Source organism: Amycolatopsis sp. NPDC051106, from assembly GCF_040682775.1.
Lineage (GTDB): Bacteria > Actinomycetota > Actinomycetes > Mycobacteriales > Pseudonocardiaceae > Amycolatopsis.
Map to the genome: position 1 here is coordinate 101,655 of NZ_JBFBBQ010000013.1, position 23,744 is coordinate 125,398.

General features: G+C 71.5%; 26 protein-coding genes. 15 read left to right on the forward strand and 11 right to left on the reverse strand.

Annotated features, from left to right (window positions below):
- Positions 1-5: 5 nt before the first annotated feature.
- Positions 6-1,793, reverse strand: a complete 1,788-nt coding sequence (locus AB0M83_RS13410; RefSeq protein WP_364516596.1) for a glycoside hydrolase family 76 protein — start codon at positions 1,791-1,793, stop codon at positions 6-8.
- 153 nt (positions 1,794-1,946) lie between these two features.
- Between AB0M83_RS13410 and AB0M83_RS13415 the strand changes: the two genes are divergently transcribed.
- Positions 1,947-3,011, forward strand: coding sequence for a serine hydrolase domain-containing protein (locus tag AB0M83_RS13415; protein ID WP_364516598.1), 1,065 nt, complete (start codon positions 1,947-1,949; stop codon positions 3,009-3,011).
- Here the strand turns inward: AB0M83_RS13415 and AB0M83_RS13420 are convergent.
- Genes AB0M83_RS13420 through AB0M83_RS13430 form a run of 3 tightly spaced genes read right to left on the reverse strand, consistent with a single transcriptional unit; the run spans position 3,008 to position 5,428 of the window.
- Positions 3,008-3,592 (reverse strand): CPBP family intramembrane glutamic endopeptidase, encoded by a 585-nt coding sequence (locus tag AB0M83_RS13420; protein WP_364516600.1) that lies wholly within the window; start codon positions 3,590-3,592, stop codon positions 3,008-3,010. The genes AB0M83_RS13415 and AB0M83_RS13420 overlap by 4 nt on opposite strands.
- On the reverse strand, positions 3,589-4,485 hold the full coding sequence (locus tag AB0M83_RS13425) for an NAD(P)H-binding protein (RefSeq protein WP_364516602.1): 897 nt from the start codon (positions 4,483-4,485) through the stop codon (positions 3,589-3,591). The genes AB0M83_RS13420 and AB0M83_RS13425 overlap by 4 nt, the downstream gene beginning before the upstream one ends.
- 37 nt (positions 4,486-4,522) lie before the next feature.
- The gene (locus AB0M83_RS13430) at positions 4,523-5,428 is read right to left on the reverse strand and encodes a DMT family transporter (RefSeq protein ID WP_364516604.1); all 906 of its coding nucleotides are present in this window, start codon (positions 5,426-5,428) and stop codon (positions 4,523-4,525) included.
- Between the two features lie 73 nt (positions 5,429-5,501).
- On the opposite strand from AB0M83_RS13430, the gene AB0M83_RS13435 reads away from it, so the two are divergent.
- The gene (locus AB0M83_RS13435; RefSeq protein ID WP_364516606.1) at positions 5,502-6,425 is read left to right on the forward strand and encodes a LysR family transcriptional regulator; all 924 of its coding nucleotides are present in this window, start codon (positions 5,502-5,504) and stop codon (positions 6,423-6,425) included.
- 5 nt (positions 6,426-6,430) lie between these two features.
- Here the strand turns inward: AB0M83_RS13435 and AB0M83_RS13440 are convergent, their stop codons facing one another.
- Positions 6,431-7,321, reverse strand: a complete 891-nt coding sequence (locus tag AB0M83_RS13440; protein ID WP_364516608.1) for a LysR family transcriptional regulator — start codon at positions 7,319-7,321, stop codon at positions 6,431-6,433.
- A gap of 85 nt (positions 7,322-7,406) precedes the next feature.
- Between AB0M83_RS13440 and AB0M83_RS13445 the strand changes: the two genes are divergently transcribed.
- Entirely contained in the window at positions 7,407-8,351 is a 945-nt protein-coding gene (locus tag AB0M83_RS13445) for a threonine/serine dehydratase (protein ID WP_364516610.1), read from the forward strand.
- On the opposite strand, the gene AB0M83_RS13450 is transcribed toward AB0M83_RS13445, so the two are convergent.
- Together AB0M83_RS13450 and AB0M83_RS13455 are read right to left on the reverse strand one after the other, a co-directional pair.
- On the reverse strand, positions 8,305-9,123 hold the full coding sequence (locus AB0M83_RS13450; protein ID WP_364516612.1) for an LLM class flavin-dependent oxidoreductase: 819 nt from the start codon (positions 9,121-9,123) through the stop codon (positions 8,305-8,307). The two genes, AB0M83_RS13445 and AB0M83_RS13450, sit on opposite strands and share 47 nt — an antisense overlap.
- Positions 9,124-9,416: 293 nt before the next feature.
- Positions 9,417-10,247, reverse strand: coding sequence for a peptidoglycan-binding domain-containing protein (locus AB0M83_RS13455; RefSeq protein ID WP_364516614.1), 831 nt, complete (start codon positions 10,245-10,247; stop codon positions 9,417-9,419).
- 408 nt (positions 10,248-10,655) lie between these two features.
- On the opposite strand from AB0M83_RS13455, the gene AB0M83_RS13460 reads away from it, so the two are divergent.
- The 5 genes from AB0M83_RS13460 (at position 10,656) to AB0M83_RS13480 (ending at position 13,066) form a co-directional block, all read left to right on the forward strand.
- Positions 10,656-11,708 carry an NlpC/P60 family protein gene (locus tag AB0M83_RS13460; RefSeq protein ID WP_364516616.1) on the forward strand — a complete coding sequence of 351 codons (1,053 nt, stop codon included), beginning with the start codon at positions 10,656-10,658 and terminating at the stop codon, positions 11,706-11,708.
- A gap of 64 nt (positions 11,709-11,772) precedes the next feature.
- Complete coding sequence (locus tag AB0M83_RS13465; protein ID WP_364516618.1) at positions 11,773-12,201, forward strand: hypothetical protein; 429 nt, start codon at positions 11,773-11,775, stop codon at positions 12,199-12,201.
- A gap of 67 nt (positions 12,202-12,268) precedes the next feature.
- Entirely contained in the window at positions 12,269-12,469 is a 201-nt protein-coding gene (locus AB0M83_RS13470; RefSeq protein WP_364516619.1) for a DUF3072 domain-containing protein, read from the forward strand.
- Between the two features lie 113 nt (positions 12,470-12,582).
- Positions 12,583-12,861 (forward strand): hypothetical protein, encoded by a 279-nt coding sequence (locus AB0M83_RS13475; RefSeq protein ID WP_364516621.1) that lies wholly within the window; start codon positions 12,583-12,585, stop codon positions 12,859-12,861.
- 31 nt (positions 12,862-12,892) lie between these two features.
- Positions 12,893-13,066, forward strand: coding sequence for a hypothetical protein (locus AB0M83_RS13480; protein WP_364516623.1), 174 nt, complete (start codon positions 12,893-12,895; stop codon positions 13,064-13,066).
- A gap of 1 nt (position 13,067) precedes the next feature.
- Here AB0M83_RS13480 and rho read toward each other — a convergent pair whose 3' ends face one another.
- Positions 13,068-14,129, reverse strand: a complete 1,062-nt coding sequence (gene rho, locus AB0M83_RS13485; protein ID WP_364516625.1) for a transcription termination factor Rho — start codon at positions 14,127-14,129, stop codon at positions 13,068-13,070.
- Positions 14,130-14,371: 242 nt separating this feature from the next.
- On the opposite strand from rho, the gene AB0M83_RS13490 reads away from it, so the two are divergent.
- Positions 14,372-14,893: an ATP-binding protein gene (locus AB0M83_RS13490; protein ID WP_364516627.1), complete on the forward strand. Its 522-nt coding sequence runs from the start codon at positions 14,372-14,374 to the stop codon at positions 14,891-14,893.
- Between the two features lie 235 nt (positions 14,894-15,128).
- Here the strand turns inward: AB0M83_RS13490 and AB0M83_RS13495 are convergent, their stop codons facing one another.
- Together AB0M83_RS13495 and AB0M83_RS13500 are read right to left on the reverse strand one after the other, a co-directional pair.
- Complete coding sequence (locus tag AB0M83_RS13495) at positions 15,129-15,341, reverse strand: hypothetical protein (protein ID WP_360681344.1); 213 nt, start codon at positions 15,339-15,341, stop codon at positions 15,129-15,131.
- A gap of 42 nt (positions 15,342-15,383) precedes the next feature.
- Positions 15,384-16,556, reverse strand: a complete 1,173-nt coding sequence (locus AB0M83_RS13500; protein ID WP_364516629.1) for a glycoside hydrolase family 64 protein — start codon at positions 16,554-16,556, stop codon at positions 15,384-15,386.
- A gap of 328 nt (positions 16,557-16,884) precedes the next feature.
- On the opposite strand from AB0M83_RS13500, the gene AB0M83_RS13505 reads away from it, so the two are divergent.
- The gene (locus tag AB0M83_RS13505) at positions 16,885-17,781 is read left to right on the forward strand and encodes a glycoside hydrolase family 16 protein (RefSeq protein WP_364516631.1); all 897 of its coding nucleotides are present in this window, start codon (positions 16,885-16,887) and stop codon (positions 17,779-17,781) included.
- 17 nt (positions 17,782-17,798) lie between these two features.
- Positions 17,799-18,293 carry a methylated-DNA--[protein]-cysteine S-methyltransferase gene (locus tag AB0M83_RS13510; RefSeq protein WP_364516633.1) on the forward strand — a complete coding sequence of 165 codons (495 nt, stop codon included), beginning with the start codon at positions 17,799-17,801 and terminating at the stop codon, positions 18,291-18,293.
- Here AB0M83_RS13510 and AB0M83_RS13515 read toward each other — a convergent pair.
- Positions 18,290-19,561: a PHB depolymerase family esterase gene (locus tag AB0M83_RS13515; protein WP_364516635.1), complete on the reverse strand. Its 1,272-nt coding sequence runs from the start codon at positions 19,559-19,561 to the stop codon at positions 18,290-18,292. The genes AB0M83_RS13510 and AB0M83_RS13515 overlap by 4 nt on opposite strands.
- Positions 19,562-19,696: 135 nt before the next feature.
- Between AB0M83_RS13515 and AB0M83_RS13520 the strand changes: the two genes are divergently transcribed.
- Genes AB0M83_RS13520 through AB0M83_RS13535 form a run of 4 tightly spaced genes read left to right on the forward strand, consistent with a single transcriptional unit; the run spans position 19,697 to position 23,743 of the window.
- Positions 19,697-21,259, forward strand: coding sequence for an alkaline phosphatase D family protein (locus AB0M83_RS13520; protein ID WP_364516637.1), 1,563 nt, complete (start codon positions 19,697-19,699; stop codon positions 21,257-21,259).
- 60 nt (positions 21,260-21,319) lie between these two features.
- Entirely contained in the window at positions 21,320-22,138 is an 819-nt protein-coding gene (locus AB0M83_RS13525) for a helix-turn-helix transcriptional regulator (protein WP_364516639.1), read from the forward strand.
- A 43-nt stretch (positions 22,139-22,181) separates the two neighbouring features.
- Entirely contained in the window at positions 22,182-23,027 is an 846-nt protein-coding gene (locus AB0M83_RS13530; protein ID WP_364516641.1) for an oxidoreductase, read from the forward strand.
- On the forward strand, positions 23,024-23,743 hold the full coding sequence (locus AB0M83_RS13535) for an SDR family oxidoreductase (protein WP_364516643.1): 720 nt from the start codon (positions 23,024-23,026) through the stop codon (positions 23,741-23,743). Before AB0M83_RS13530 ends, AB0M83_RS13535 begins: the two co-directional genes overlap by 4 nt.
- Position 23,744: the final 1 nt, after the last annotated feature.

Consider the following 23,744-nt stretch of genomic DNA (forward strand, 5'->3'; position numbering starts at 1 on the left):
CGGACCTACCCGGCCGCCAGGATCGCTTCGAGCCCGGAGGCCTGGGTCCGCCAGTCCGTCACGTTGGGTGTGGTGCCGGTCCAGCGCTGGCCGATCCGGTTCAGCGAGTCCCGGTCGCCCGACCACAGCGCGTCCGCCTGCCGCTGCGCGAACGCGCGGTAGGTCGCCGAGCCCGTCGCCGTGGCCAGGTCGCCGAAGTAGCGCAGGAAGATGCCCTTGAACTGCTTCTGGTTGTCGTCGCAGGACGCCGTGCCGAGGTCGCAGGACTCGACCAGCACCCCGCCCGAGGTGAGCCGCGCCATCGCCGCGTCCGCCAGCCGCTTCGCCGCGTCCACATAGGACTGGACGCCGGTCGCGCGCCCCAGCTCCAGCAGCCCGCCGATGCCGAGGCCCTGGTTGTACGTCCAGACCGTCTGGCCGTTGTTGGCGCAGGACGCCGTCAAGCCGTCGTTCACCAGGCCCGAGGAGTTGATCAGGCCACTGTTCAGGAACCAGTCTCCCGCGGTCCGGGCGCGCTGGCCCCACACCGTGTCACCGGCGAGCCGGTTGTGCAGCGACGCGGTCAGCCGCAGGTACAGCCCGGCCGTGACGGCGTTCTTGTACGTCCGCTCGCGGTTCCACCACACTCCGCCGCCGCAGCTGCCGGTGTCCCAGAACCCGTGGACGTAGTTCGCGATCGTCGTCGCTTCGGTGAGGTAACGCGGGTCGTGGGTGCGGTCGTAAAGGGCGACCCAGGCCAGCCCCCACCACGCGCTGTCGTCGATCGCGCGGCTGACGAAGTGGCCCTCGATCGCGTCGGAACTCCTTGCCCCGGCCGGGAAAGCGGCGCGGTTGACGTCGAAGGTGCGGGCCAGCGCGGCGTCGAACCCGCCCGCGTCGGCCACCGCCGTCACCGCGACCGCGGAGTTCCACCAGCTCGACGGCCACCAGGCGGTGGAGGGGTCGTAGGACCACATCAGCGCGTCGAGCGCACCGGCGGCGCGGGTCGTCGCCGGGCGTGCCCAGGCCGTGCAGCTCCCTTGCGGGTGCGTGGCTTCGCGGCCGCAGGCGCGCACCGCGCCACCGTAGAGCCGGCCGCGGGGATCGCGCGTCGCGAACGCCGTGGTGCGGGTGCCGGTGGCGCCCGCGGCGACGCTCGTCCGGCCCAGAGACGAGCCGTCCGGCCAGCTCGCGCCGGCGTCCCAGGAGCGGTCGAGCCAGATTTCGTCGCCGGCACCGCCGGCTTCGATCCCGGCCCAGGCCATGCCTTTGCCGTCGAAGTGGAGCCGGATCGTGCGGCCGGAGAGCGTAGCCGGCGCGACCGGCTGGCTGTCCCCGGATCCCGGGGCGGTGCGGTCGCAGGCGGCGTCGCAGACCTCCGGGTAGATCCACGCGGTGCACGCGACACCCTGCGCGTCCCCGCACGCCCGGACCAGGCCGCGGCGGTGGTGCTGCGGATCGGTGAGGTTGTACATGAGCGTGCGGGTGCCGGTCCACGTACCGGGGACGCTCGCCTTGCCCAGCAGGCCTTCCCAGGTGGCGCCCGCATCCCAGGAACGATCGAGCCAGACGGCGTCACCGGCGACGCCGTTGTCGATGCTCGCCCACGCCATGCCGTCGGGGTCGGAAGCGTGCAGCCGCACGACGCGGCCGTTGATCACCTTGTCGGGCAAGGGAAAGCTCTCCCGCGCGGCCCGCGACGGGTCGAGCGTGTCGCACGACGTGCCGCACACCGCCGTGGCCGCTTCGGCGGGCCGGAGGGACATCGGAGTGAAGGAACCGAGGACGAGCAGCAGCACGAGCAATGTCCGCATCGACATCCCTCTCCACGCACCGGGGTTCGCTCCAGGATAGGAACTTTCCCCGCGGTTATGAAGGATTCCGCCCGGTTCTGGCTCGTTCCGGACAAAGGTTCTCCACCGGATAAATGAGTGGTGCCGCCCGGCCGGACGGAGTTGGCTGGCGCCGTGGCTGACATCTGGGGAAACTGCGAGGACCGGTTCGGCAAGGTGCGCGACGTTCTGGCGGAGTCGCTGGACACCGACGACGTGGGCGCCTCGGTCGCCGTGTTCGTGGACGGCGAGCCGGTGGTCGACCTCTGGGGCGGATATGTCGACACCGCGCGCACCGTCGCGTGGGACCACGACACCATCACCACCGTCTGGTCCACCACCAAGACGATGACCGCGCTGTGCGCGCTGGTCCTGGCCGACCGCGGCGACCTCGACCTGGACGCGCCGGTCGCGCGGTACTGGCCCGAGTTCGCGGCCGCGGGCAAGGAAACCACGCGCGTGCGGCACCTGCTCGGGCACACCGCGGGCCTGCCGGACTTCGACGGCCCGATCGCGGTCGAAGACCTCTTCGACTGGCCGGCCGTGACAGCGCGGCTGGCCGCGCAGGCGCCGGCGTGGGAGCCCGGTACCGCGGGCGGCTACCACTCCGTCACCTTCGGGTTCCTGGTCGGCGAAGTCGTCCGCCGCATCACCGGGCGCAGCCTCGGCACGTTCTTCGCCGAAGAGATCGCCGGCCCGCTGAGCGCGGACTTCCACATCGGCTTGGCCGCGGAGCACGACCACCGGGTGGGCCCGCTGATCCCCGACCCTCAGGGCGACAAGCCGCCGGGGTTCCTGGTCGGCGTCTCGGATTCGTACTCCGAAGCTTGGCGGCGCGCGGAACTGCCCGCCATCAACGGGTACGGCAACGCCCGCTCGGTCGCGGCGGTGCAGTCGGTCCTGGCGTGTTCGGGAGTCTCGGGCGGCGTACGGCTGCTGTCGCCGGCGGGCGCCGAGCGGGTCTTCGAGGAGCAGTTCCACGGCGAGGACCGCGTCCTCGGCACGCAAATGCGGTACGGCCTGGGTTTCCGGCTGGAAGGCCGCACGTGTTCGTGGGGCGGGTGGGGCGGCTCGGTGGTCCTCGTCGACGCGGACCAGCACCTGGCCGTGTCGTACGTGATGAACCAGACCCTCTGGGACGGCGGGTACGACCGCGGCCTGGGCGTCGTGATGGCCGCCTACGAGGCGATCGCGGCCTAGCCGCCGAGCTCCGGCGGGAACAGGCGCGGCAGGAAGGCGAGCATCAGCGCCGACCAGACGACGTGCGTCAGCAGCGGCGCCTGCACCCCGCCGGACCGGCCGCGCTGCACGGCGAAGAGCGTGCCCATCACCGTCGAGGCCAGTACCAGCGCGGGGTTTCGCGTCGCCGTCGTCGAAAGGACGTACAGCGCCGTCGATCGCCGGGCGCCGAAAGCGTCGTAAAGCGCGCCGCGGAAGAAGAACTCCTCCGCCACGCCCGTCACGAGCGTGGTCGCCGCCACCGAAGGCGCCGAACCGTGGTGGGCGTGGCCGAGCACGCCCGCGATCGCCCGCCGCAGCGGCGGGATGCGGCGGGCCACCAGCGCGCAGCCGTAGAACACGCCGAACGCGCCTGCCCCTGCCACAACCGGCTGCACGACGTCCCGGCGGCCGCGGGGCACCGGTCCGGCGCCGGCGAACCAGGTCGCCGCGACCGAGGCCGTGAGGACGTGGAACCGGCGGGAACCCGGCCGGCTGGCCAGGGACGCGCCGAGCAAACCGGACCCGGCGGCCGTCACCCCGGCGAGGAGCGCCTTCTTCACGCGGGCCGCCGGCTCTTCGCCCGCTCGCCCAGGGCCTGCAGCACGGCTTCGTCGTAGCCCATCGGCTCGAACTCGACGATCCGGCGGATCGCGTCGTCGCGGACGACGACCTCGTTCGTCATCGAGTCGATCAGCGCCCGCCCGGTCGTCACGTCGATGTCCGTGACCAGCGAAAGCCAGTACGAGGACAGCTTCGGCGACAGCAACGGCACGGGCAGGATCAGCAGCGGCCTGCCCTCGATCGCGGCGACCCGCTGCAGCATGTCGCGGTAGGCCAGCACCTCGGGTCCGCCGATGTCGAACGCGCGGCCCGCGGCCTCCGGGTGGTCGAGCACGCCGACCAGGTAGCGGACGACGTCGGCGATCGCGATCGGCTGGGTGCGCGTGCCGACCCAGCGCGGGGTCACCATCGCCGGCAGGTGCTCCACCAGCTGGCGGGTCAGCTCCCACGACGTCCCGCCGTGCCCGACGACGATCCCGGCGCGCAGCACGGTCACCGGCACCCCGGTCTCCCCCAGCAGCCGCTCGACCTCGCGCCGGCTGGCCAGGTGCTCCGAAAGCGTGTCGTCGTCGTCCCCCAGACCGCCGAGGTAGACGATCCGGCCGACACCCGCGTCGGACGCCGCCCGGGCGAACGCGCGAGCCGCGTCGGCGTCACGGCGCTTGAAGTCCGCGCTGTCGAGTGAATGGACGAGGTAGTAGGCGGCTTCGACGCCCTTGAGCACGTCCCGCAGCGAACCGACGTCGGCGACGTCGCCGCGGACGGGCGTCCCGGCGCCGTCGTACTTCGCCGGGTGGCGCGTCATCGCGAGGACGTCGTGCCCCGCTTCTTCCAGCACCGGGCACAACCGGCTGCCGACGAACCCCGACGCCCCGGCCACCAGCACACGCATACCGGGGACGTTAGCCGGGACGGCCCCGGCCCGCAGATCACCCGCGGCGGGCCCGCCCGGCGAAGCAGACCGCGGCGACGACGCCCGCGCAGCCGACGAGCTGCAGCACGCTCGGCGTCTCCCCGAGCAGGCCGATGCCCAGCAGCACCGCGCCGACCGGCTGCAGCAGCATCAGCATCGCGCCGGTGGTGGCCGACATCCGGGGCAGCGCGGCGGAGATGAGGATCCAGCCGATCAGCTGACCCACCACGGCGAGCGCGACCAGCCAGCCGAGCGTCGCCAGGCCGGGGCTCAGGTCGAGCGTGCCGGTCGGGAACCCGAGCACGACGGCGACGACGCCGGCGGAGATCGTCGCCAGCACCAGGGACTGCGCCTGCGCGCCCGCGCCGCCGCTGAGCCGGATCAGGAAGAGGTACACCGCATATCCCGCGCCGGCCAGCAACGCGAACACGGCACCGGTGACCGGGTCGGGGCCGAACGAGGCGGTGCCGGCGAACCCGCCGGCCAGCACGACGCCGCCGAGCAGCACGGGCACGGCGATGAGGAACCGCTTCGCCGGCCGTTCCCGCAGGAACGCGAACGCCAGCAGCGGCACGATGACCACCTGGACGGCGAGCAGCACGGTCGCGATGCCGGCGCCGATCCGCGGGATCGCCTCGCCCCACAGCACGAAGTCCAGCCCGAGCCCGGTTCCGGCCAGCAGCGGGAAGAGCACGCGCGGCGCCGGCCCGGACTTCCGCCGTTCCCGCGCGGCGAGCGCGAGCAGCAGCGGCAGGGCGAGCAGGCAGCGCCAGAACGCGCTCGTGCTGCCGCTGGCGTGCGAGACCTTGATGAAGACCGACGACAGCGAGATGCAGAAGCTCCCCAGCGCGGCGAGCAGGCGCGGGTCGACGCGCTCGGTGAACGGCGTGGTGGTCGCGGGTCGGGGTGCGGTCGTGGTCACCCCTCCAGCCTGCGGGCCATGATTGTCAAGGACAAGCGATTGTTTCTGCGCGGAATTCGGTAGCATCTCTACCGTGTTCGGAATCGAGCGGATGCGCGCGCTGCACGCGGTCGCGACCCAGGGCTCGGTCGCCGCGGCGGCCGCGTCCCTGCACGTGACGCCGTCGGGGATGTCGCAGCAGCTGGCGAAGCTGGAACGGGAAGCCGGGCAGCGGCTGCTGGAGCCGCGCGGCCGCGGCGTCCGGCTGACGAAGGCGGGCCAGGTGCTGGCCGGGCACGCCGAGCGGATCCTCGCGCAGGTCGCCGAGGCGAAAGCGGACCTGGAGCTGCTGCGCGAGGACGTCATCGGGCCGCTGCGGATCGGCGCGATCCCGACGACGGTGCACGCGCTGCTGCCGCCCGCGCTGGCCACCCTCGCCGCACAGCACCCCCGGCTGGCCGTGACGCTGCACGAAGGCGAGGCGGAGCAGACGATGCCCCGCGTGCTGGCCGGCGACCTCGACGTCGCGGTGCTCGAGAGCTGGGAGGACCGGCCGACGGTGCTCCCACCGGCGACGACGCGGATCGCGTTGTTCTCCGACGTCGCGGACCTCGCACTGCCCGCCGGGCACCGCCTCGCGCACCGCAAGGCGGTCGATCTGTCCGAAGTGGACGACCTGCCGTGGATCGGCTGGACCCTGGGGTCCGGCTGCTACGAATGGCTGGTGCAGGTACTGCGCAAGCAACGGCTGGAGCCCCGGATCAGCTGCACGGTCGGCAGTTACCCGACCCAGCTGGCCCTGGTGGCGGGCAACGCCGGCGCGGCGCTGGTCCCGCGCCTGGCCCGCGAGCTCCAGCCCGAGGGCGTCCGCATCCTGGCCACGCGCCCGGCGCTGACCCGGACCATCTACGCGATCTGCCGGGCGGGCGAAGAGGATCACGGCGCGGTGCGCGCGTGCCTGGACGTGCTCCGGGACGCCTCCGCGCGGTTCCAGCGCGGGGGACGGACCACCGGCTGAGCCGGCTACTGGGGACGGCTCAGCCGCTCGACCATCTCGGTCACCAGCTCGCCCGGCCGCCGGTGGTGCACCAGGAAGACGTCGCGCACCGGCCGGGCGTCGGCGGCGTCGCGGACCTCGATCCGCGCCGGCCCCATCCGGGCCAGCACGCTCTCCGGCACGAACGCGACCCCCAGCCCGGCCTCGACCAGCGCCAGGATCACCTGGTAGTCCCGGGTTTCGTAAGCCACGCCGAGCGTGACTCCGGCGGCGCCGGCGAGCTGCTCCAGGCAGACGCGGTTGGGCACGCCCGGGCTGCCGGAGATCCAGTCGTCGCCGGCCAGGGCGGCCAGCGTGAGCCGGCGGACGCGGGCTTTCGGGTGTCCCTCGGGCAGGATCAGCCGGAACCGCTCCGACCGCAAGAGCGTCCGGGTCAACCCGCGCGGGTCGGGCAGCGGCGCGCCGGGATAGCGGTGGGTGATCAGCAGGTCGAGGTCGCGCGAGCTGACCAGCCCGTACCCGTCGGGCGGTTCGAGGTCCAGCAGCCGCAGCGCGACGGCGGGGTGGTCGCGGCGGAAGCCGGCGAGCGCGGCGGGCACGAGCGTCATGCCGGCGCTGGCGAACGTCCCGACGGTGAGCTGCGCCGGTTCCTCGCCGAGCAGGGCGCGGACGGTCCGTTCGGCGGTGCGCAGCTCCCCCACGATGGTTTCCGCGTGCCCCAGCAGCGCCTCCCCGGCCGGCGTGAGCGTGACGCCACGGGGGTTGCGGTGCAGCAGGGGCGCGCCGATGTCGCGTTCGAGCTTGCCCAGCTGCTGCGAGACGGCGGACGGCGTGAAGGACAGCCGCTGAGCCGCCCCGGCGATCGAGCCGGCGTGCGCGACCTCGGCGAGCAGGGCCAGGCGGTGAGCGTCGAGCATGGCGGCCTCCAGCCGTAAGCGTCGCTAATGCCAGCATAGGAGACGGCGCTGGTGCTTACGGCGGTCCGCGCGCATGCTGGTGCGCATGATCAGCATTTCGGATGTCGAGCGGGCCGCCGCACGGATCGAAGGCCGGGTCCGCCGGACGCCGGTGTTCGAGGACGACGGCGTGTGGTTCAAGCTCGAGCACCTGCAGCACACCGGGTCGTTCAAGGCCCGCGGCGCCTTCAACCGGATCATCGCGGCGGGCGAGCTTTCGGCGGCCGGGGTGGTGGCCGCCTCAGGCGGCAACGCCGGGCTCGCCGTCGCCTACGCCGCCCGGGAGTTCGGGGTGGCCGCGCGGGTCTACGTCCCGGTGAACGCGCCGGCGGTGAAAGTGGCGAAGCTGCGGCAGCTGGACGCGGCGGTCGAGCTGGTCGGCGAGAAGTACGCGGACGCCTACGACGCGGCGGTGAAGGACGCGGCGGACCGCGGCGCGCTCTTCTGCCACGCTTACGACCAGCCGGAGATCTGCGCCGGCCAGGGAACGGTGGGCCTCGAACTGCTGGCGGACGTCGACGGGCTGGACACGATCCTGGTCGCGGTGGGCGGCGGCGGGCTGCTGGCCGGCATCGCGGCCGCCGTCGAAGGCCGGGCGCGCGTGGTCGGCGTCGAGCCGCGCACGGCCCCGACGCTGCAGGCCGCGCTGGCCGCCGGTGAACCGGTGCCGGTGGAGGTGTCCGGCGTGGCCGCGGACTCCCTGGGCGCTTCGCGGCTCGGCGACATCGCGTTCGCGGTGGCCACGCGCACCGGCGTGGGGTCGGTCCTGGTGGACGACGCGGCGATCGTCTCGGCTCGGCTGGCCTTGTGGGACCGCTACCGCCTGGCTGTCGAGCCCGGCGGAGCGACGGCGTACGCGGCGCTGCTGGCCGGCGCCTACCGCCCGGCGCCGGGGGAACGCGTCGCGGTCCTGCTCTGCGGCGCGAACACCGACCCGGCGACGCTCACTTCCCCGACAGCCGTTCCACCAGCGGTGCGAACTCCTCGATGAAGGCGCTGTTGACGCTGACGTAGGAGACTCCGAGCTCCTCGCGCCGCCGTTCGAGCTCGGCGGCCATGTCGTCGACGCTGCCGCGGATCATGGTGAGCGAGTCGTGCTCGATGAGCGTCTCGGCATCGACGCCGATGAACCCCCGGATCCACGGCGGCACCTGCTCACCGACGACGAAGATGTTCAGCGCGAGCTCGATGTCCCGCTCGCCGGCCGCGGTCCGGATCTCTTCGACGTAGCCGGCCATCTCCTCGCGGGTGGTGAGGACGCCACCGGCCAGCGTGACGATGTCGGCTTTCGCGGCGGCGAGCCGCCGCGCTTTCGGCCCACCGGCGGCGACCATGACGGGGGTGTGCGCGTCGCCGTCGAGCCGGCGGACGTGGTCGATGGTTTCGGAGATGGAGTCGAGCCGCTCCTGGCCCGAGCCGTAGGGCAGGCCGAGCTCTTCGGCTTGCTGCCGCATGGTCGGCAGCCCGGTCCCGAGCCCGAGTTCGAACCGGTTGCCGGTGACCACGGAGAGACTGTGCGACTCCCAGGCGGCGGCCCGGGCGGTCCGCAGCGGGCTGGCGAGGACGAAGGAGCCGACTTTGAGCTCACTGGTGACGGCAGCGGCGGCCGCGAGGGCGGCGGTGGGGGTGGGCAGGTTGAGGTTGTCGGGGCAGAGCAGGGTGGAGTAACCGAGCTCTTCGGCGCGCCGCGCGGTCTGCAGCCATTTCGCGCCGCCTTCCGTCGCACCGGCGACCACGCCGAACCGGAACGCCTTCTTGGCCATCGAGCACCCCCAGGTTTGGTTGGTACTTCGATCAAACCACCGCTGGGGCCGGCGGTGCCACCCGCGGGCTCGGGGGTCGATCGGCAGGCGCGGCCACTCCGCTGGCGTTGCGGTTGGGCGGTGGGTCGTGATGCCATGAATGAGTCATTCATGGCGTCGGGCGAGGTGAATGAGTCATTCACCGCATCGGCGGGGACACCGTCGCGTGGGGAATCGGCGCTCCGGCACCGAGCGGCAAGCAAGGAAGCGAAGCGCCGATTTCCCACACTCCGGCGAAGCCGTATCAGCAAGAATCAGCCCCGCTGATACTCCTCCCAGGTAACCTTCGCCACCGAAGGACCATCATCAGCCCCTCGCCCGGCAAGCCCGTTCATCCCGAGGTAGTAGTCCCCGGTCTGGTGCTGAGCCCCCGAAGAGAGATCCGGGTCGGAGATGGCCATGGCGTGGATGTGATATGCGAACCCCTGCGCAGGAGTCCGCAACCAAGCGGCGAACCCGACCTTCCGCAAAGCCTTCAGCAGATTCGTCCGGGAAGCCGACGACAGATTCGACACGGAGATGTCCATCGCCCCACCACCGTCATGGGTGCCGGCGGAAGCATCGACACCACCCGGGTTGTAAGAACCCTGGGTCAAACTGACCGAAGACCCGAAAATCCCTTCGGCAGCAACCAGCATCGCCTTCGTACGGGCGTTCAGAGTGACCCCGTGGTAAGTGACATGACTACCGGCCGAAATCGGCGAAGTCACCGTGTACCGGCCCTCGCCCAGCTTCTCCAGTGAGGTCTTGCCCGGCAGGCCGGACGCGTCGATCCCGGTGTACCCCAGCGACTTCTGGTACTGCGAGTACGCCGCGATCGTCGTGGTGCCGAAGTACCCGTCGACGTACGTCGCGGCCAGCAGGCCCTTGGCCTGCAGCGCCTGTTCGACGAGCAGCACGCTGTCGTGCGCGCCCGGCGTCTGGGTGTCGTCGGCCCGGCGGGGGTCGATCTGGGCCGCCTTCAGCACGGCCTCCATGTTCGCCGTGGGCAGCGCCGTCGTGGCCGCGGGCTCGGCCTGCGCCGGTGCGGCCACGGCGAACGCCGCTGCGGTCAGTGCCGTCAGCACGGCGGCCTTCGTGAACATCCCTGTCCTCCACTGATCGGAATCCGTACGCGATCAGCTTTGCCCGGCCCGATACAAGGACCGTACAAACTCACCTTCCGCAGCAGCCCGCAAACACCGATGACATGTAATCCCGGTCACAGCCGATCTGGTTACCACTGGTCCAGCCGTGTTTCTTACCGTCACGGAGAGTTGTCAGATGGGGCCCCTGGACGTTGCCGTGTCTATTTCGTAACCTGTTCGAGATCTCGCGGCCCCCGGTCGTCGATGAGACGGCGACGCGAGATCGCCGCCGATACCCCTCGCCGGGTACCGGACCCCACCGCTTGCTCTTCCTGTTGCGGTCGAGCACGCGCCGGACACGGGCGAGGCCCCCGACTCGCCCCGGTACCCGACGGCGGCCGATCAGCAAAGGAGACCCGCGCGAGAATGCGTTCGCATCCCGTCAAGCGCGTGGTGTCAGGTGCGCTCGCCGCTGCCTCGGTGATCACTGTCGTCACCATGGCCCAGGCGCCGGCCACCGCCGCCCCCATCCCCGTCCTCCAGGCTCCCCCCACCGGGTCCGACGCCCTGGCCAAGTACCGCGACCTCTCGGCCCAGGCCGAGAAGCTCAACGAAGACCTGCTCAAGGCCCAGGACGACCTGACCGCCAAGCAGGGCCAGCTCGACAAGGCCACCGCCGACGTCACCGCCGCCAAGGACGCCGGTGCCCAGGCCATCGAGGCGAAGCAGAAGTACCAGGGCCAGGTCGACAAGTTCGCCGGCGCGTCGTTCACCAGCGGCGTCCAGCTGAACAAGCTGTCGGCGCTGCTGGCCGGCACGTCGACGCAGGACTTCCTGGACCGCTCGGCGGCCCTCGAGGTCATCGCGACCGACAAGAACGCCGCGATGGACAACCTCAGCGGCGCGGCCGAGAAGGCCACCGCGGCCGAGAAGGCGGCGACGGACGCGGCGAAGCGGGCGACGGACGCCCGTGACGCGGCGGCGAAGCTGGCCTCGGACATCGAGGGCAAGAAGAAGAACCTCCAGGCCCAGATCGACCAGATCGAGGCCCAGAGCAAGACCCTCAGCACCGCCGACAAGACCGCCCAGAAGGACACCGGCGGCAAGGCACCGGTCGTCAAGGCGGGCTCCTCGGCCGCGCAAAAGGCGGTCGACGCGGCGCTGAGCAAGCTCGGCAGCGCCTACGTCTACGGTGCCACCGGGCCGAGCACGTTCGACTGCTCGGGCCTGATGCAGTGGGCCTACAAGCAGGCCGGGATCTCGCTGCCCCGCACGTCGTCGGCGCAGGCGGGCTTCGGCACGTCGGTGCCGCGCGACCAGCTGCAGCCCGGCGACCTCGTCGCGTACTACTCCCCCGTGTCCCACATCGGGATGTACATCGGCGACGGCAAGATGGTGCACGCGCCGACGAGCGGCGACGTCGTCAAGATCTCACCGCTGCTGAGCCAGTACGCGGGAGCGACGCGGCCGACGGCCTGACCGTCCGTTCACGAGTGCCCCGTCCGGGAGGTGTGGAACCTTCCGGACGGGGCACTCTGCGTCCATGCCCGAGAACCACGAAGTCGACCGGCCGACCTGGGACGCGGTCGGCAAGGTCACCGAAGCCTTCGAGACGGTCGAACGCGCGCGGGGCCACCTCTACGCCTTCCACCAGATGACCGGCAGCGCGGACCTCCTGTTCGAAGACGCCTCGAAGATGCTGCGGGACGCCGGCCACGCCGAGTGGGCGGACCGGATCGACGAGGAGCTGATCGGGCTCAACGTGCTCCCGGACCGCTGGACGTTCCAGGTCGTCGAGGAGTACGACGACGGCTACTACCGGACCACCCGGGAATTCACGCGCGCAGTGCGGGAGGGCCTCACCGGCGGCCGCCGTCACGTGCAGGAGCAGCAGATGAAGGACGACCGGCGGACCCGCGGGCGCCCGGGCCACGAGGCGGGGCCGCCGAGCACCCCGCCCGCCGGCTCGTGACCGGCGATTGTCGGACCCCTGCGCTAGGGTCGAACCCGGACGAACAGATGTTCGATTGGAGGCTGTGGTGACTGATCAGGTGGAACCCAATCCGGAGAAGGACCCGAGCGACTGGACCACCGGCGACGAGCCGATGACCGGGCCGCAGAAGTCCTATCTGCAGACGCTGGCCCAGGAGGCCGGTGAAGAGGTGCCGGACGGCTTGACGAAGGCCCAGGCGTCGGAGCGGATCGACGAGCTCCAGCGCGCGACCGGGCGGGGGAACTGAGGGCGCGGTGGGGTGAGCGTGGCCGGGCCCGGTTGTGCTCGGCGACACGCCTTGCCGGCGGTTCGCGCGGGTAGCCCGTACCCAGATGCCCAATTTCCCGAAGGAGGACATCCGTGTACCTGACCGTGCTGCTCGTGGCCGTCGCCGGGCTTCTCGTTCTCGGCGCGACCGCCCTTCACGAACTCCGCAAGCCCTATCCCCTGACGGCGAAGCGCACTCTCGTCGCGGCTTGGGTCGCCGCCGCCGGAGGGACCGGGTGGTGGGCCGCCGCTCCGGGGGCCGCGCCGCTGGTCGTCATCGTGGCCGGGCTGGGTTTCCTCGGCGCCACCCTGAATCGCGGGCCGGAACGGGCTTCCTACCCGCGCGCCACTCCGCACCAGCCGCCTCGATGACGGGACACGACGGGAGATGACGGGATCGATCATGTCCGAACCGAACGAGCAACCCGAGATCGCGCGGCCCGGCACTCCGGACCCCGGCCGGGCGGAAGACAATCTTCACGAGCCAGGAGAAGGCGATCCACCCGGCAGCGCCGACGAAGCGCACGGCGTCGGGCAGAAGGTGATCGGCGAACTCCGGGAGCGGCGCGAAAGCTGAGTCAGGCCGCGGCGGGCAGCGCGGCGCCCGTCACGCGGAACAGGAACTCGGCGTTGGAGCCGGTCTTGCGGAGCTGGTCGAGCAGCTGCTCGGTCGCGTGCGGCCCCGGCAGCGCGCGGCGGACCTCGCGCATCGCGGCCAGTTCGCCCGGCGTGACCAGGAGTTCTTCGCGCCGGGTACCGGACGCGGCGAGGTCGACCGCCGGGAAGACGCGGCGCTCGGCCATCCTGCGGTCGAGTTTCAGCTCGGCGTTGCCGGTGCTCTTCAGCTCCTCGAAGAACACCGTGTCGGCCAGCGAACCGGTTTCCACCAGCGCCGACGCGACGATCGTGAGCGAACCGCCGCCTTCGAGGTTGCGGGCCGCGCCGAGGATGCGCTTCATCGGCTGCAACGCGGCCGCGTCGACGCCGCCGGACAGCGTGCGGCCGGACGCGCGGGCCGAAAGGTTGTACGCGCGGCCGAGGCGGGTCAGCGAGTCGAGGAGCAGCACGACGTCTTCGCCGCGCTCCACCAGCCGTTTCGCGCGTTCGACGGCGAGTTCCGCCACCGCGACGTGTTCGGCGGGCGGACGGTCGAAAGTGGACGCGATCACCTCGCCGCGCATGGTGCGGCGCAGGTCGGTGACCTCCTCCGGACGCTCGTCGGCGAGCAGCACCATGAGCCGGCATTCCGGGTGGTTGACGGCGATGCCGTGGCCGATTTCACGCAGCACCGTGGTCTTCCCGGCCTTCGGCGGGGAAACGACCAGCGCGCGCTGGCCCTTGCCCAGTGGGGTGACGAGGTCGATGACGCGCGGCAGCAGGCGCGTCGGGGTGGTTTCGAGCAGCAGCCGCCGATCCGGGTGCAGCGGGACCAGGTCGGCGAAGTGCGGCCGCGGTTCCGCCGGGTCGGCACCGTTGACGCTGGCGATTTCTTCGCCCGCGCCGGTGATTTCGTCGCCGGGACGCAGCTTGTGCTTGCGGACGACCGAAAGCGGGAGGGCGATGTCGTCCGGCACCGGCCGGTAGCCGGTGCGGACGAACGGGGTTTTTCCGGACAGGTCAAGGATTCCGTGAAAAGACATGAGTGTTCTCCTGATGAGGGATCGGCCCGCGCGAACGGCGGGACCGGAGCTGAGGAAGAAGGCCGAGCGGCCTGGATCCGGGGAGCTTCCTCCGGGCGGCCGAGGGGCCGACATCCGCGAGGAGCACCTTTACGTTAGCGCGACGTCACGCAAAGCACAACGGGTAAGACCCCGTGGCGGTGGGTAGGTCTTCAGAGAAGCCCGAAGTACGGGGGAACCACGGCTGACGATGGGAGCGGATCGTGCAGCGACACACTCCGGAAGCCGGCGTCGACACAGGCGAGAGCACCGACGCCGACCAAACCGGGACCACGGCGAGGGCGCGCACCCGCGCCGGCGCCGTGGTCACCTCGACGTTCGAAGAGCTGGCGCCCGCGCTGCCGAACGAGATGGCGGATCTGCGGCGCCAGCTGACCCGCTGGCTGGGCGAGTTCCCGCTCGACCCGGAGAGCACGCACGACATCACGCTGGCCACGTACGAGGCACTGGCGAACGTGGCCGCCCACGCCTACCCCGACGGCCACGGCTGGGCCCGCCTCCAGGCGTCGCGCACCGGCGACGCCGTGACGGTCACGGTGACCGACACGGGGTGCGGGATTCCGGCGACCCGCCCGCGCCAGGCCGGCCTGCGCACCTCGGGTGGCCGGGGCCTGGTGCTGATCGACAAGGTGACGGACCAGTCCGACATCGACACGGGTGACGCCGGGACGACGGTCCGCATGACGTGGCGGCCGGCGGCTTTGCGGGACGAGAACCCGGCCTGATCGAGGGGCACCACCAGCGCTGGTGCGGGTGGTGCTCGATTGCCAGGGATTGTGAGTCAACGCAGCGAGCTACTACTCACGCGGCATGCGTTGCACGGAGGCAGCTTGCGCCGGATACCTGCCTGAACCGCGGCGAATCAACCGGGTTTCCGCAGAACGGCGAAGGGCGGAACTCGACTGGCTACAACAGCCGGTTCCGCCCCGCCATTCCCCCGGTGTCCTACGTCACAACCCCTCAAGCGGCTCCGGCCAGCCGCACCAGCCGGTTCCGTGGGTACGAAACGAGCTCCCTCTCCTGATCCGTGGTGAAGATCTCGACGGAGTCCTCCAGCAACTCCGCCGAGGTCACCTGCAGCTGCCACGCGGGCAGGCCCGGCGCCGGCTCGTGCCAGAACCACTGGCCCTTGGTCAGCTGGTCCGCCGGGACCGTCGCGTCGTCGGTGTTCATGCCATGAGGCTAGCCGTCACCACCGACAGTTTTCGCACGGCCTCAACCGTGCGCCGCGTTGACGGTGAGGGTCAGCACCTCGGGGTCGCCCGCGAACACCGCGCCGCTGAAGTCGGGGCCCGGGCTCACGTCGTCGTACGGGAACGCGTAACCGCGGTTGTCCGGGAGTTTCGAATGGACGATGCGCGCGTAGTGGTTGGTCACGTCGCCCTGGTAGAACTTCGCCGGGTCCTCCGCCGTGGGCTGGTTCGGGTTGTCCAGCAACGTCGTCCGGTTCAACGCCGCCGCCAGGCGGGGAACGATCGCCTTGCGCGCGTCGCTCGCGCCCTGGGCCAACGCGAACGGGCCGCTGTCGCAGCTCCACACGTCCGCCGTCGCCGGCTTGGCGAACGACTCGGACCCGAACACCAGCTGGCCGCCCGAGACGCGGCCGGTGAACGTGCCCACGCCCGGGTTTTGCGAGTCGACGACCAGGTCCGTACCCGCGTACTTCTGCCAAACCTGGTCGATGTAGGCGTCGAGGTACCCGCCGAACTGCTGGGCGCGGTGGTGCGGCGACAGCACGCGCAGGTTCCCGCCACCGCCCGTCTGCACCAGGCCCGGCCACTCGCCACCCAGTCCCGACAGCTCGGAAGCGATCTCGTCGAGCGCGCCCGCGGGCAGCCCGTTGACCGTCGACGTACCGGATCCGGACGTGGTCAGCGAAAGTCCCATCGGGATGCCCACGAAGTCGACGTAGCTGATGTTCGCGAACAGCTGCGTGTCGTTGAACGTGAACTCGCTGAACGACCAGTTCTTGCCGTAGTTCGCGTCGCCGGAGTTGAGGAAGCTCGGGTGCACCAGGTTCGGCCCCGGGTCGAGGAAGAAGTCCAGCTTCGCGTCGGTGACGACGTAGATGCGCGCGCCACCCATCTTGGGGACCGCCACCTGCGCGCCGGAGCCGATCGGGATGGCGCAGTCTTCCGGCAGCGGTGTCGTCGGCGCCGACGGCGAGTCCGGGTAGTACGGCGTGCCGTCGGCGCGCAGCAGCACCAGGCGCCCGTCCGGCGTGGTGCCGGTGACGTAGGCGTACACGGTGCCGGAGCCCGAGTTGTTCACCAGCTTGAGGCCGAACGTGTCCGGCGTCGCGGCGTAGGCGGACCGCGCGAGGGGCAGCGCGGTGGCCGTGGCGAGGGTCGCCACCGTGAGGCCGAGGAACGAGCGACGGGAGATCATGGTGTCCTCCACGGTGAGGAGACAGATTGCGGAGTCCGGAAAGGACATCCGAGGACGGTTCGCAGTTCGTTGTGGACGCCAACAAACTATGACCCGGGTTTCGTTACCTGGCAACCCTTCGAAAGAAGGTCCAGACCACTGTCTGGCCTGGCCCGCGCGATGCCCCAGCACGGCGAATTCCAAACACGGCTCCCCCGGGACTGCCCCCGGGTACCGGGTGCGGGGTACTTCCGGGCACCTCCCTTGACGCGGCCGCGGACCGGCGGTGACAGTGGGAGGCCTCGCAGGTCGTGGACGACCCCAAATTCCCCTCAGGAAGCGAGACCCCATGCGCACCGTCAAACGGCTCACCGCCGTGCTGGCCACGTTGTCGTTCGCGCTGACCGCCGCCCCGGCGCACGCCGACGCCGAATGGACCACCGTGTTCCAGGACGACTTCGACGGCGCCGCCGGCACCGGCCTCAACACCCAGGACTGGCTCTACGACACGGGAACCGGCTACCCCGGTGGCGCCGCGAACTGGGGCACCGGCGAGATCGAGACGGCCACGAACTCGACGGACAACGTCTACCACGACGGTGCCGGTCACCTGGCGATCAAGCCGTTGCGCGACGCGGCCGGAAACTGGACCTCCGGCCGGATCGAAACCCAGCGCACCGACTTCGCCGCGCCTGCGGGCGGCCAGCTGGAGATCAGCGCGACGCTCAAGCAGCCCTCCCCCGCGAGCGGTCTCGGCTACTGGCCCGCGTTCTGGGCGATGGGCGCCGACGCCCGCCCGGTCGGCGCGACGAACTGGCCGAGCATCGGCGAGCTCGACATCATGGAAGACGTCAACGCGCTCAGCAAGCACTCCACGACTTTCCACTGTGGACAGTGGCAGGGCGAGTGCCACGACCCGGACGGCATCACCAGCGACCTCCAGGACTGCGCCGGCTGCCAGGACGGCTACCACACCTATTCCGTCGTCGTGGACCGCCGCGACGCCGCGGCCGAGGAACTGCGCTTCTTCCTCGACGGCACCCAGACCTTCGCGGTGCGGCAGAACCAGGTGTCCGACGCGACCTGGAAGGCCGCCGTCGACCACGGGTTCTTCGTCATCTTCGACGTCGCGATCGGCGGCTCCTACCCGAACAAGGTCTGCGGGTGCACCTCCCCGGGTGCGGACATCTCGCCCGGCGCCGAGATGAGCATCGACTCGCTCTCGGTGAAGACCAGCGTGGGCTGACCCGTAGGCTGGGCGCCATGAAGCACGCCGTCATCGCGTCACCGATCGGACCGCTGACCCTGGTCGGCGACGGCGAGGCGCTGGCCGGGCTCTACTTCGACGGCCACCTCCGGACACCCCGCCTCACCGATCTCGGCCCCCGCGTGGATGACGGCTTCGAGACGGCGAAGCAGCAGCTCGGCGAGTACTTCGCGGGCACGCGGCGCGAGTTCGACCTCGAGCTCGCGCCGCGCGGCTCGGCGTTCGAGAAGCAGGTCTGGGCGCTGCTCACGAAGATCCCGTACGGCGAGACCCGCACGTACGGGCAGCTGGCCGCCGAGCTGGGCGACCCCGGCGCCGCGCAGGCGGTCGGGAACGCCAACGGCTGGAACCCGATCAGCGTCATCGTGCCCTGCCACCGCGTGGTCGGCACGAGCGGCGGCCTGACCGGGTACGCCGGCGGCCTCGCCCGCAAGCGGTTCCTGCTGAGTCTCGAGGAACCGCCCGCGGACGAGGTCGGCCGGTTGTTCTAGCCCACCGCGCAGGACACGGCCGGCGGCGTCAGGTTCCCGCCGTGCTCGACGGTGAAGCCGATGACGTTGCCGCTCCCGTTGGGCCGCGCGGTCAGCACGTACCCGGTGCTGTCCCAGGTCCCGCTGTAGTTCCAGCTGCCGATGAGCTTCTGCGGGGCGTGGAAGGTGAGCGTGAGCACCCAGTTGTTCGCCCCGGTCACCGTCACCTGCCCGTTGAAGCCGACGTTCCACTCCGCCGTCTTGGCGTAGGTCCCGGTGCAGCCACCCGGCTGCGGCGTCGTGGTCGTCGTCGGCGTGGTGGTGGTCGGCGTGGTGGTCGTCGGCGTCGTCGTGGCCGAGCCGCTGGTCAGGCCGAGGAAGGCGATCGCGTACGCCACCATCCCGTTCTGCGGCAGCGCGTGCCCGGCGCCCTGGACGCTGATCCCCTCGACGGGTGCCTGCGTGCCGGTGCCGCCGTAGCGCGTGCGGGTCCAGCCGGACTGCGGCGCGTCACTCGACGACGGGGTCTGGCTCACCCCGCGCAGGTTCGTCCACTGCTTGATCTCCTCCCCGAAGTTCGGGTAGCGCAGGGTGTCGTCGGCGGTGCCGTGCCACAGCTGCATCCGCGGGTACGGGCCGCTGCGCCCGCCGCTCATCTGACGGGCCTGGTCGCCCCACTGCTGGGCGGTCTTGATGAGCTGGCCGCCCGAGCACTGGCTGTTCCAGCTCGACCCGTCGGTGGTGGCGAAGCAGCCGGCGGGCACGCCCATGAACGCCGAACCGGCCGCGAAGACGTCCGGGTACTCCGCGGCCAGGACGTTGGTCATCATCGCGCCGGAGGAGAAGCCGGTGACGAACACGCGGGCGGGATCGACGTTGTAGTGCTGCTTGGCGTAGTCGACCATCGACAGGATGCCGACCGGGTCGCTGCCGCCGCCGCGGGTGAGGGCCTGCGGCGAGGAGACGTCGAAGCACTGCCCGCTGCGCGTGGCCTCCGGGAAGACGATGACGTACCCGTACTGGTCGGCCGCGGTGACGTAGTCGCGCGCGTAGCCGTTGAACACCGCCGAGGCCGAGCCGGTGCAGTAGTGGATGGCGACCAGCAGCGCCGGCCGGGCGGCGACGCGATCCGGGACGTAGGCGTACATGTTGAGGTTGCTGGGGTTGGTGCCGAAGCCGGTCACGCGGGTCAGCGTGGCCGCCGACGCGGGCTGCGCCGTGACCACCAGCACGATGGCGGCGGCGATCGACACCACGGCGGCGAGGAAGGCGGTGAGAAGTCTTCGCACTCGACGAATCCTTTCCGGGAGCAAAGCGCAGCTGCGACGATCGTTCGTTCGCGACCCGGGACCGGTCAACGATTATCGGGATGTTTCGGGACTTCCCGAACTGCCGACCCGCCGTTCTGCTGAAAGGATCCGGGGATGACCGAGCTCCTCCTGGGACCGCTGCTCCGGCACGTCGACGCCACCTCCGCGACGATCTGGGTCGAAACCGACGCACCGTGCGAAGTCCTTGTCTCGGAAGCGAAAGCGCGGACCTTCGAGGTCTCCGGGCACCACTACGCGCTCGTCGTGCTCACCGGGCTCGAGCCCGGGCGCAGCACGCCGTACGAGGTCCGGCTCGACGGCGAGCTCGCCTGGCCCGAGCCGGACAGCGACCTGCCGCCCAGCCGGATCCGGACGCTAGCCCCGGACGACCCGCGGTTCCGGCTGGTCTTCGGGTCGTGCCGCAAGCCGCGGGAGCAGGACGCGCTCGGCCCGGACGCGCTCGCCGCCTACGCCCACCGGATGGCCGGGCTCGACGAGGCCGAATGGCCGGAATCGCTGCTCCTGCTGGGCGATCAGGTCTACGCCGACGAGACCACCGACGCGACGCAGGAGTGGCTCGCCACCCGGCGGGACACGAGCGAGCCGCCGGGGAAGGAGGTCGCCGACTTCGAGGAGTACTGCCACCTGTACTTCGAGGCCTGGTGCGAGCCGGCGGTGCGCTGGCTGCTGTCCACCGTGCCGACGTCGATGATCTTCGACGACCACGACGTCCGCGACGACTGGAACACCTCCCAGGCCTGGCGCGAGGAGATGGCTCGCACCTCGTGGTGGCCGGAGCGGATCCGCGGCGCGCTCGTGTCGTACTGGGTCTACCAGCACCTGGGCAACCTCGGGCCGCGCGAGCTGGCCGAAGACGACCTCTACCAGCGGGTGAGCACGTCCGGGACGGACAACGCGGAGCTGCTGCGCGCGTTCGCCGACCAGGCCGACCGCGAGGCCGACGGCGCCAAGGGCACCCGGTGGTCCTACCGCCGTGACTTCGGCCCGGTCCGGCTCCTGGTCATCGACTCGCGCGCCGGGCGGATCCTCGAGGGCGGGCAGCGGTCGATGATCGGCGACGAGGAGTTCCGCTGGATCGAGGAGCAGACCTCCGGCGAGTTCGACCACCTGCTGATCGGGACGTCGCTGCCGTGGCTGATGCCCACGGCGCTGTCGGCCGCGCAGTCGCTCAACGAGAACCTCTGCGCGCGGCCGGGGCTCGTCGGCCGGGTGTCGGAGTGGTTCCGCCAGCTCGCCGACCTCGAGCACTGGCCGGCCTTCCGCGAGTCGTTCGACCGGTTGACGCGGGTGATCGGGCGGGTCGCGGAGGACGGTCCGGCGTCGGTGAGCGTGCTTTCGGGCGACGTCCACCACGCGTACGTCGCCCGGGCCGACCTCCCGGGGGCCCCGGTCCACCAGCTCACCTGCTCGCCGGTGCACAACACCGTCCCCTGGTACATGAACCGGCTGTTCCGCGCCGGCTGGTCGCGGACGCTGACCCGGCTGAGCGCCGCGCTGGCGCGCCGGGCCGGCGTCCCGCCCGCGCCGCTGACCTGGGGCTGCGTCTCGGGGCCGCACTTCGGCAACGCCGTGATGACGCTGGACGTCGACGGGCGTGAAGCCACCGCGACCCTGCTGCGGCCGGACCGGGACGGGGAGCCGATCCGGCTCGCGTGAGCGTGAGGGTGGGTGCGGCGCGGCCACCCTTCCCCGCCTGATCGGCGTTAGCCTCGAACCATGACCAGGGAGAACGCGCTCGGGGAGTTCCTCCGGGCCCGCCGCGCACAGGTGGGACCGGAGGAGCTCGGCCTGGCCGCGGGCGGAGCGCGCCGGGTCGCGGGACTGCGCCGCGAGGAGGTCGCGGTGCTGGCCGGCGTCAGCACCGACTACTACGTCCGGCTCGAACAGGGCCGGGAGCGGAATCCGTCACCGCAGGTCCTCGACGCGCTGGCCCACGGGCTGGCCCTCGACGAGGACGCCACCGCCCACCTGCACCGGCTGGCGCAGCCGGCTCCGAAACGCCGTCGCGCGCGGCGGCGGGAGCAGGTCAGCCCGAACCTCCTGCGGCTGATGGACGGCTGGCCGGACACGCCCGCGCTGGTGCTCGGCCGCTGCCTCGAAGTGCTCGCGCACAACGCGCTGGGCGAGGCGCTGTTCGGCGGCCACACCCACAGCGGTGACCTGGTCCGGCTGGTGTTCCTCGACCCCGACGCGCGGCGGTTCTACCCGGACTGGGAGCGCGTCGCGGTGAACACCGTCGGCGGCCTGCGCGTGGCCGCCGGCCTCGACCCGGACGATCCCCGGCTCATCGAGACGGTCGGCGAGCTGTCGGTCAAGAGCGCGGACTTCCGCCGGCTCTGGGCCCGGCACGACATCCGGCAGAAGACGCACGAGACCAAGCGGTTCCACCACCCGCAGGTCGGCGAGCTCGTGCTGAGCTACGAGGCGCTGACCGTGAACAGCGCGCCCGGCCAGCAGCTGGTGGTCTACCAGGCCGAGCCCGGCAGCCCGTCGGAAGCCGCGCTCGCCCTGCTCGGCAGCCTCGCCGCGAGCTAGAAACACTTTCCTGTCAATTCACCCATGGACGGAGTACTTCGTCATGCCCGAAAACTGGTTCATCACCGGCTGCTCGACCGGCCTCGGCCGCGCCCTGGCCGAAGCCGTGCTCGGCCGCGGGCTCCGGGCCGTCGTCACGGCCCGCGACCCGGCGAGCGTCGCCGACCTCGTCGAGCGGCACGGCGACCGCGCGCTGGCCCTGCCGCTCGACGTCACCGACCACGCGCAGGTGACCGAAGCGGTGAAGGGCGCCGAAGCCGCGTTCGGCCGGATCGACGTCCTGGTCAACAACGCCGGCTACGGCTACCTCGCCGCGATCGAGGAAGGCGAGGACGACGAGATCCGGAAACTCTTCGACGCCAACGTGTTCGGCCTCGCCGACGTCACGAAAGCGGTGCTGCCCGGCATGCGGGCCCGGCGCGGCGGCCACGTCGTGAACGTGTCGTCCCTCGGCGGGCTCGCCGCGTTCGGGGCCACCGGCTACTACCACGCGACGAAGTTCGCCGTGGAAGGGCTTTCCGAGTCCCTGGCCGCCGAAGTGGCGCCACTGGGCATCAAGGTGACGATCGTCGAGCCCGCCGCGTTCCGCACCAACTGGTCCGGGCCCTCGATGCGCGAGTCGGCGATCCGCATCGACGACTACGCCGAGACCGCCGGTGCCCGCCGGGCCGCGACCACCGCGACCTACGGCAACCAGCCGGGTGACCCCGTCCGCGCGGCCGAGGCGATCCTCGCCGCCGTCGACGCCGACGAGCCGCCCCTGCGGCTGCTCCTGGGCAAGGCCGCCTACGACATCGCCACCGCCCGGCTCGACACCCTCCGCTCCACCTTCGACACCTGGCGCGAGACCACCCTCGGCGCCGACTTCCCAGCCAAGGAGAACCCGTGAAGATCGTCCTCATCACCGGCGCCAGCAGCGGCATCGGGCGCGCCACCGCGCTGCGGCTGGCCCGCGAAGGCCACCACGTCGTGCTCGGTGCCCGCCGGGAAGACCGGCTGACCGCGCTGGCGAAGGAAATCCACGACGCCGGGGGCACCGCCGACGTGCACCGCCTCGACGTCACCGACCGCGCGGACGTCGCCGCGTTCGCCGACGCCGCCGTGGCCGCGCACGGCCGGCTCGACGTGTTCGTCGCCAACGCCGGCGTGATGCCGTTGTCGCGCCTGGACTCCCTGCTCGTCGACGAGTGGGACCGGATGCTCGACGTCAACGTCCGCGGCCTGCTCCACGGGATCGCGGCCGCGCTGCCGCACTTCCGGAACCAGGGCGAGGGGCACTTCGTGACGATCGCCTCGACCGGCGCGCACGAGGTCGTGCCGACCGCCGCGGTCTACTGTGCCACGAAGTACGCCGCCCGGGCGATCACCGAGGGCCTGCGCCTGGAGGCCGACCCCGGCATCCGCGTGACGACCGTGTCACCGGGCGTCGTCGAGTCCGAGCTGGCCGACTCCATCACCGAACCCGGTGCGAAGGAAGCGATGCGCACCTACCGCGCGGTGACGCTCCCTCCGGACACCATCGCCGGGGCGATCTCCTACGCGATCGGGCAGCCGGCCGGCGTCGACGTCAACGAGGTCATCGTGCGGCCCACCGCGCAGCGGTGAC

Coding starts and splice junctions, on each gene's coding strand:
- AB0M83_RS13410 (WP_364516596.1), bottom strand. CDS start 1,793: ATGCGGACATTGCTCGTGCTGCTGCTCGTCCTCGGTTCCTTCACTCCG.
- AB0M83_RS13425 (WP_364516602.1), bottom strand. CDS start 4,485: ATGCGTGTGCTGGTGGCCGGGGCGTCGGGGTTCGTCGGCAGCCGGTTG.
- AB0M83_RS13440 (WP_364516608.1), bottom strand. CDS start 7,321: ATGCTCGACGCTCACCGCCTGGCCCTGCTCGCCGAGGTCGCGCACGCC.
- AB0M83_RS13445 (WP_364516610.1), top strand. CDS start 7,407: ATGATCAGCATTTCGGATGTCGAGCGGGCCGCCGCACGGATCGAAGGC.
- AB0M83_RS13450 (WP_364516612.1), bottom strand. CDS start 9,123: ATGGCCAAGAAGGCGTTCCGGTTCGGCGTGGTCGCCGGTGCGACGGAA.
- AB0M83_RS13455 (WP_364516614.1), bottom strand. CDS start 10,247: ATGTTCACGAAGGCCGCCGTGCTGACGGCACTGACCGCAGCGGCGTTC.
- AB0M83_RS13460 (WP_364516616.1), top strand. CDS start 10,656: ATGCGTTCGCATCCCGTCAAGCGCGTGGTGTCAGGTGCGCTCGCCGCT.
- AB0M83_RS13465 (WP_364516618.1), top strand. CDS start 11,773: ATGCCCGAGAACCACGAAGTCGACCGGCCGACCTGGGACGCGGTCGGC.
- AB0M83_RS13480 (WP_364516623.1), top strand. CDS start 12,893: ATGTCCGAACCGAACGAGCAACCCGAGATCGCGCGGCCCGGCACTCCG.
- rho (WP_364516625.1), bottom strand. CDS start 14,129: ATGTCTTTTCACGGAATCCTTGACCTGTCCGGAAAAACCCCGTTCGTC.
- AB0M83_RS13495 (WP_360681344.1), bottom strand. CDS start 15,341: ATGAACACCGACGACGCGACGGTCCCGGCGGACCAGCTGACCAAGGGC.
- AB0M83_RS13500 (WP_364516629.1), bottom strand. CDS start 16,556: ATGATCTCCCGTCGCTCGTTCCTCGGCCTCACGGTGGCGACCCTCGCC.
- AB0M83_RS13505 (WP_364516631.1), top strand. CDS start 16,885: ATGCGCACCGTCAAACGGCTCACCGCCGTGCTGGCCACGTTGTCGTTC.
- AB0M83_RS13510 (WP_364516633.1), top strand. CDS start 17,799: ATGAAGCACGCCGTCATCGCGTCACCGATCGGACCGCTGACCCTGGTC.
- AB0M83_RS13520 (WP_364516637.1), top strand. CDS start 19,697: ATGACCGAGCTCCTCCTGGGACCGCTGCTCCGGCACGTCGACGCCACC.
- AB0M83_RS13525 (WP_364516639.1), top strand. CDS start 21,320: ATGACCAGGGAGAACGCGCTCGGGGAGTTCCTCCGGGCCCGCCGCGCA.
- AB0M83_RS13530 (WP_364516641.1), top strand. CDS start 22,182: ATGCCCGAAAACTGGTTCATCACCGGCTGCTCGACCGGCCTCGGCCGC.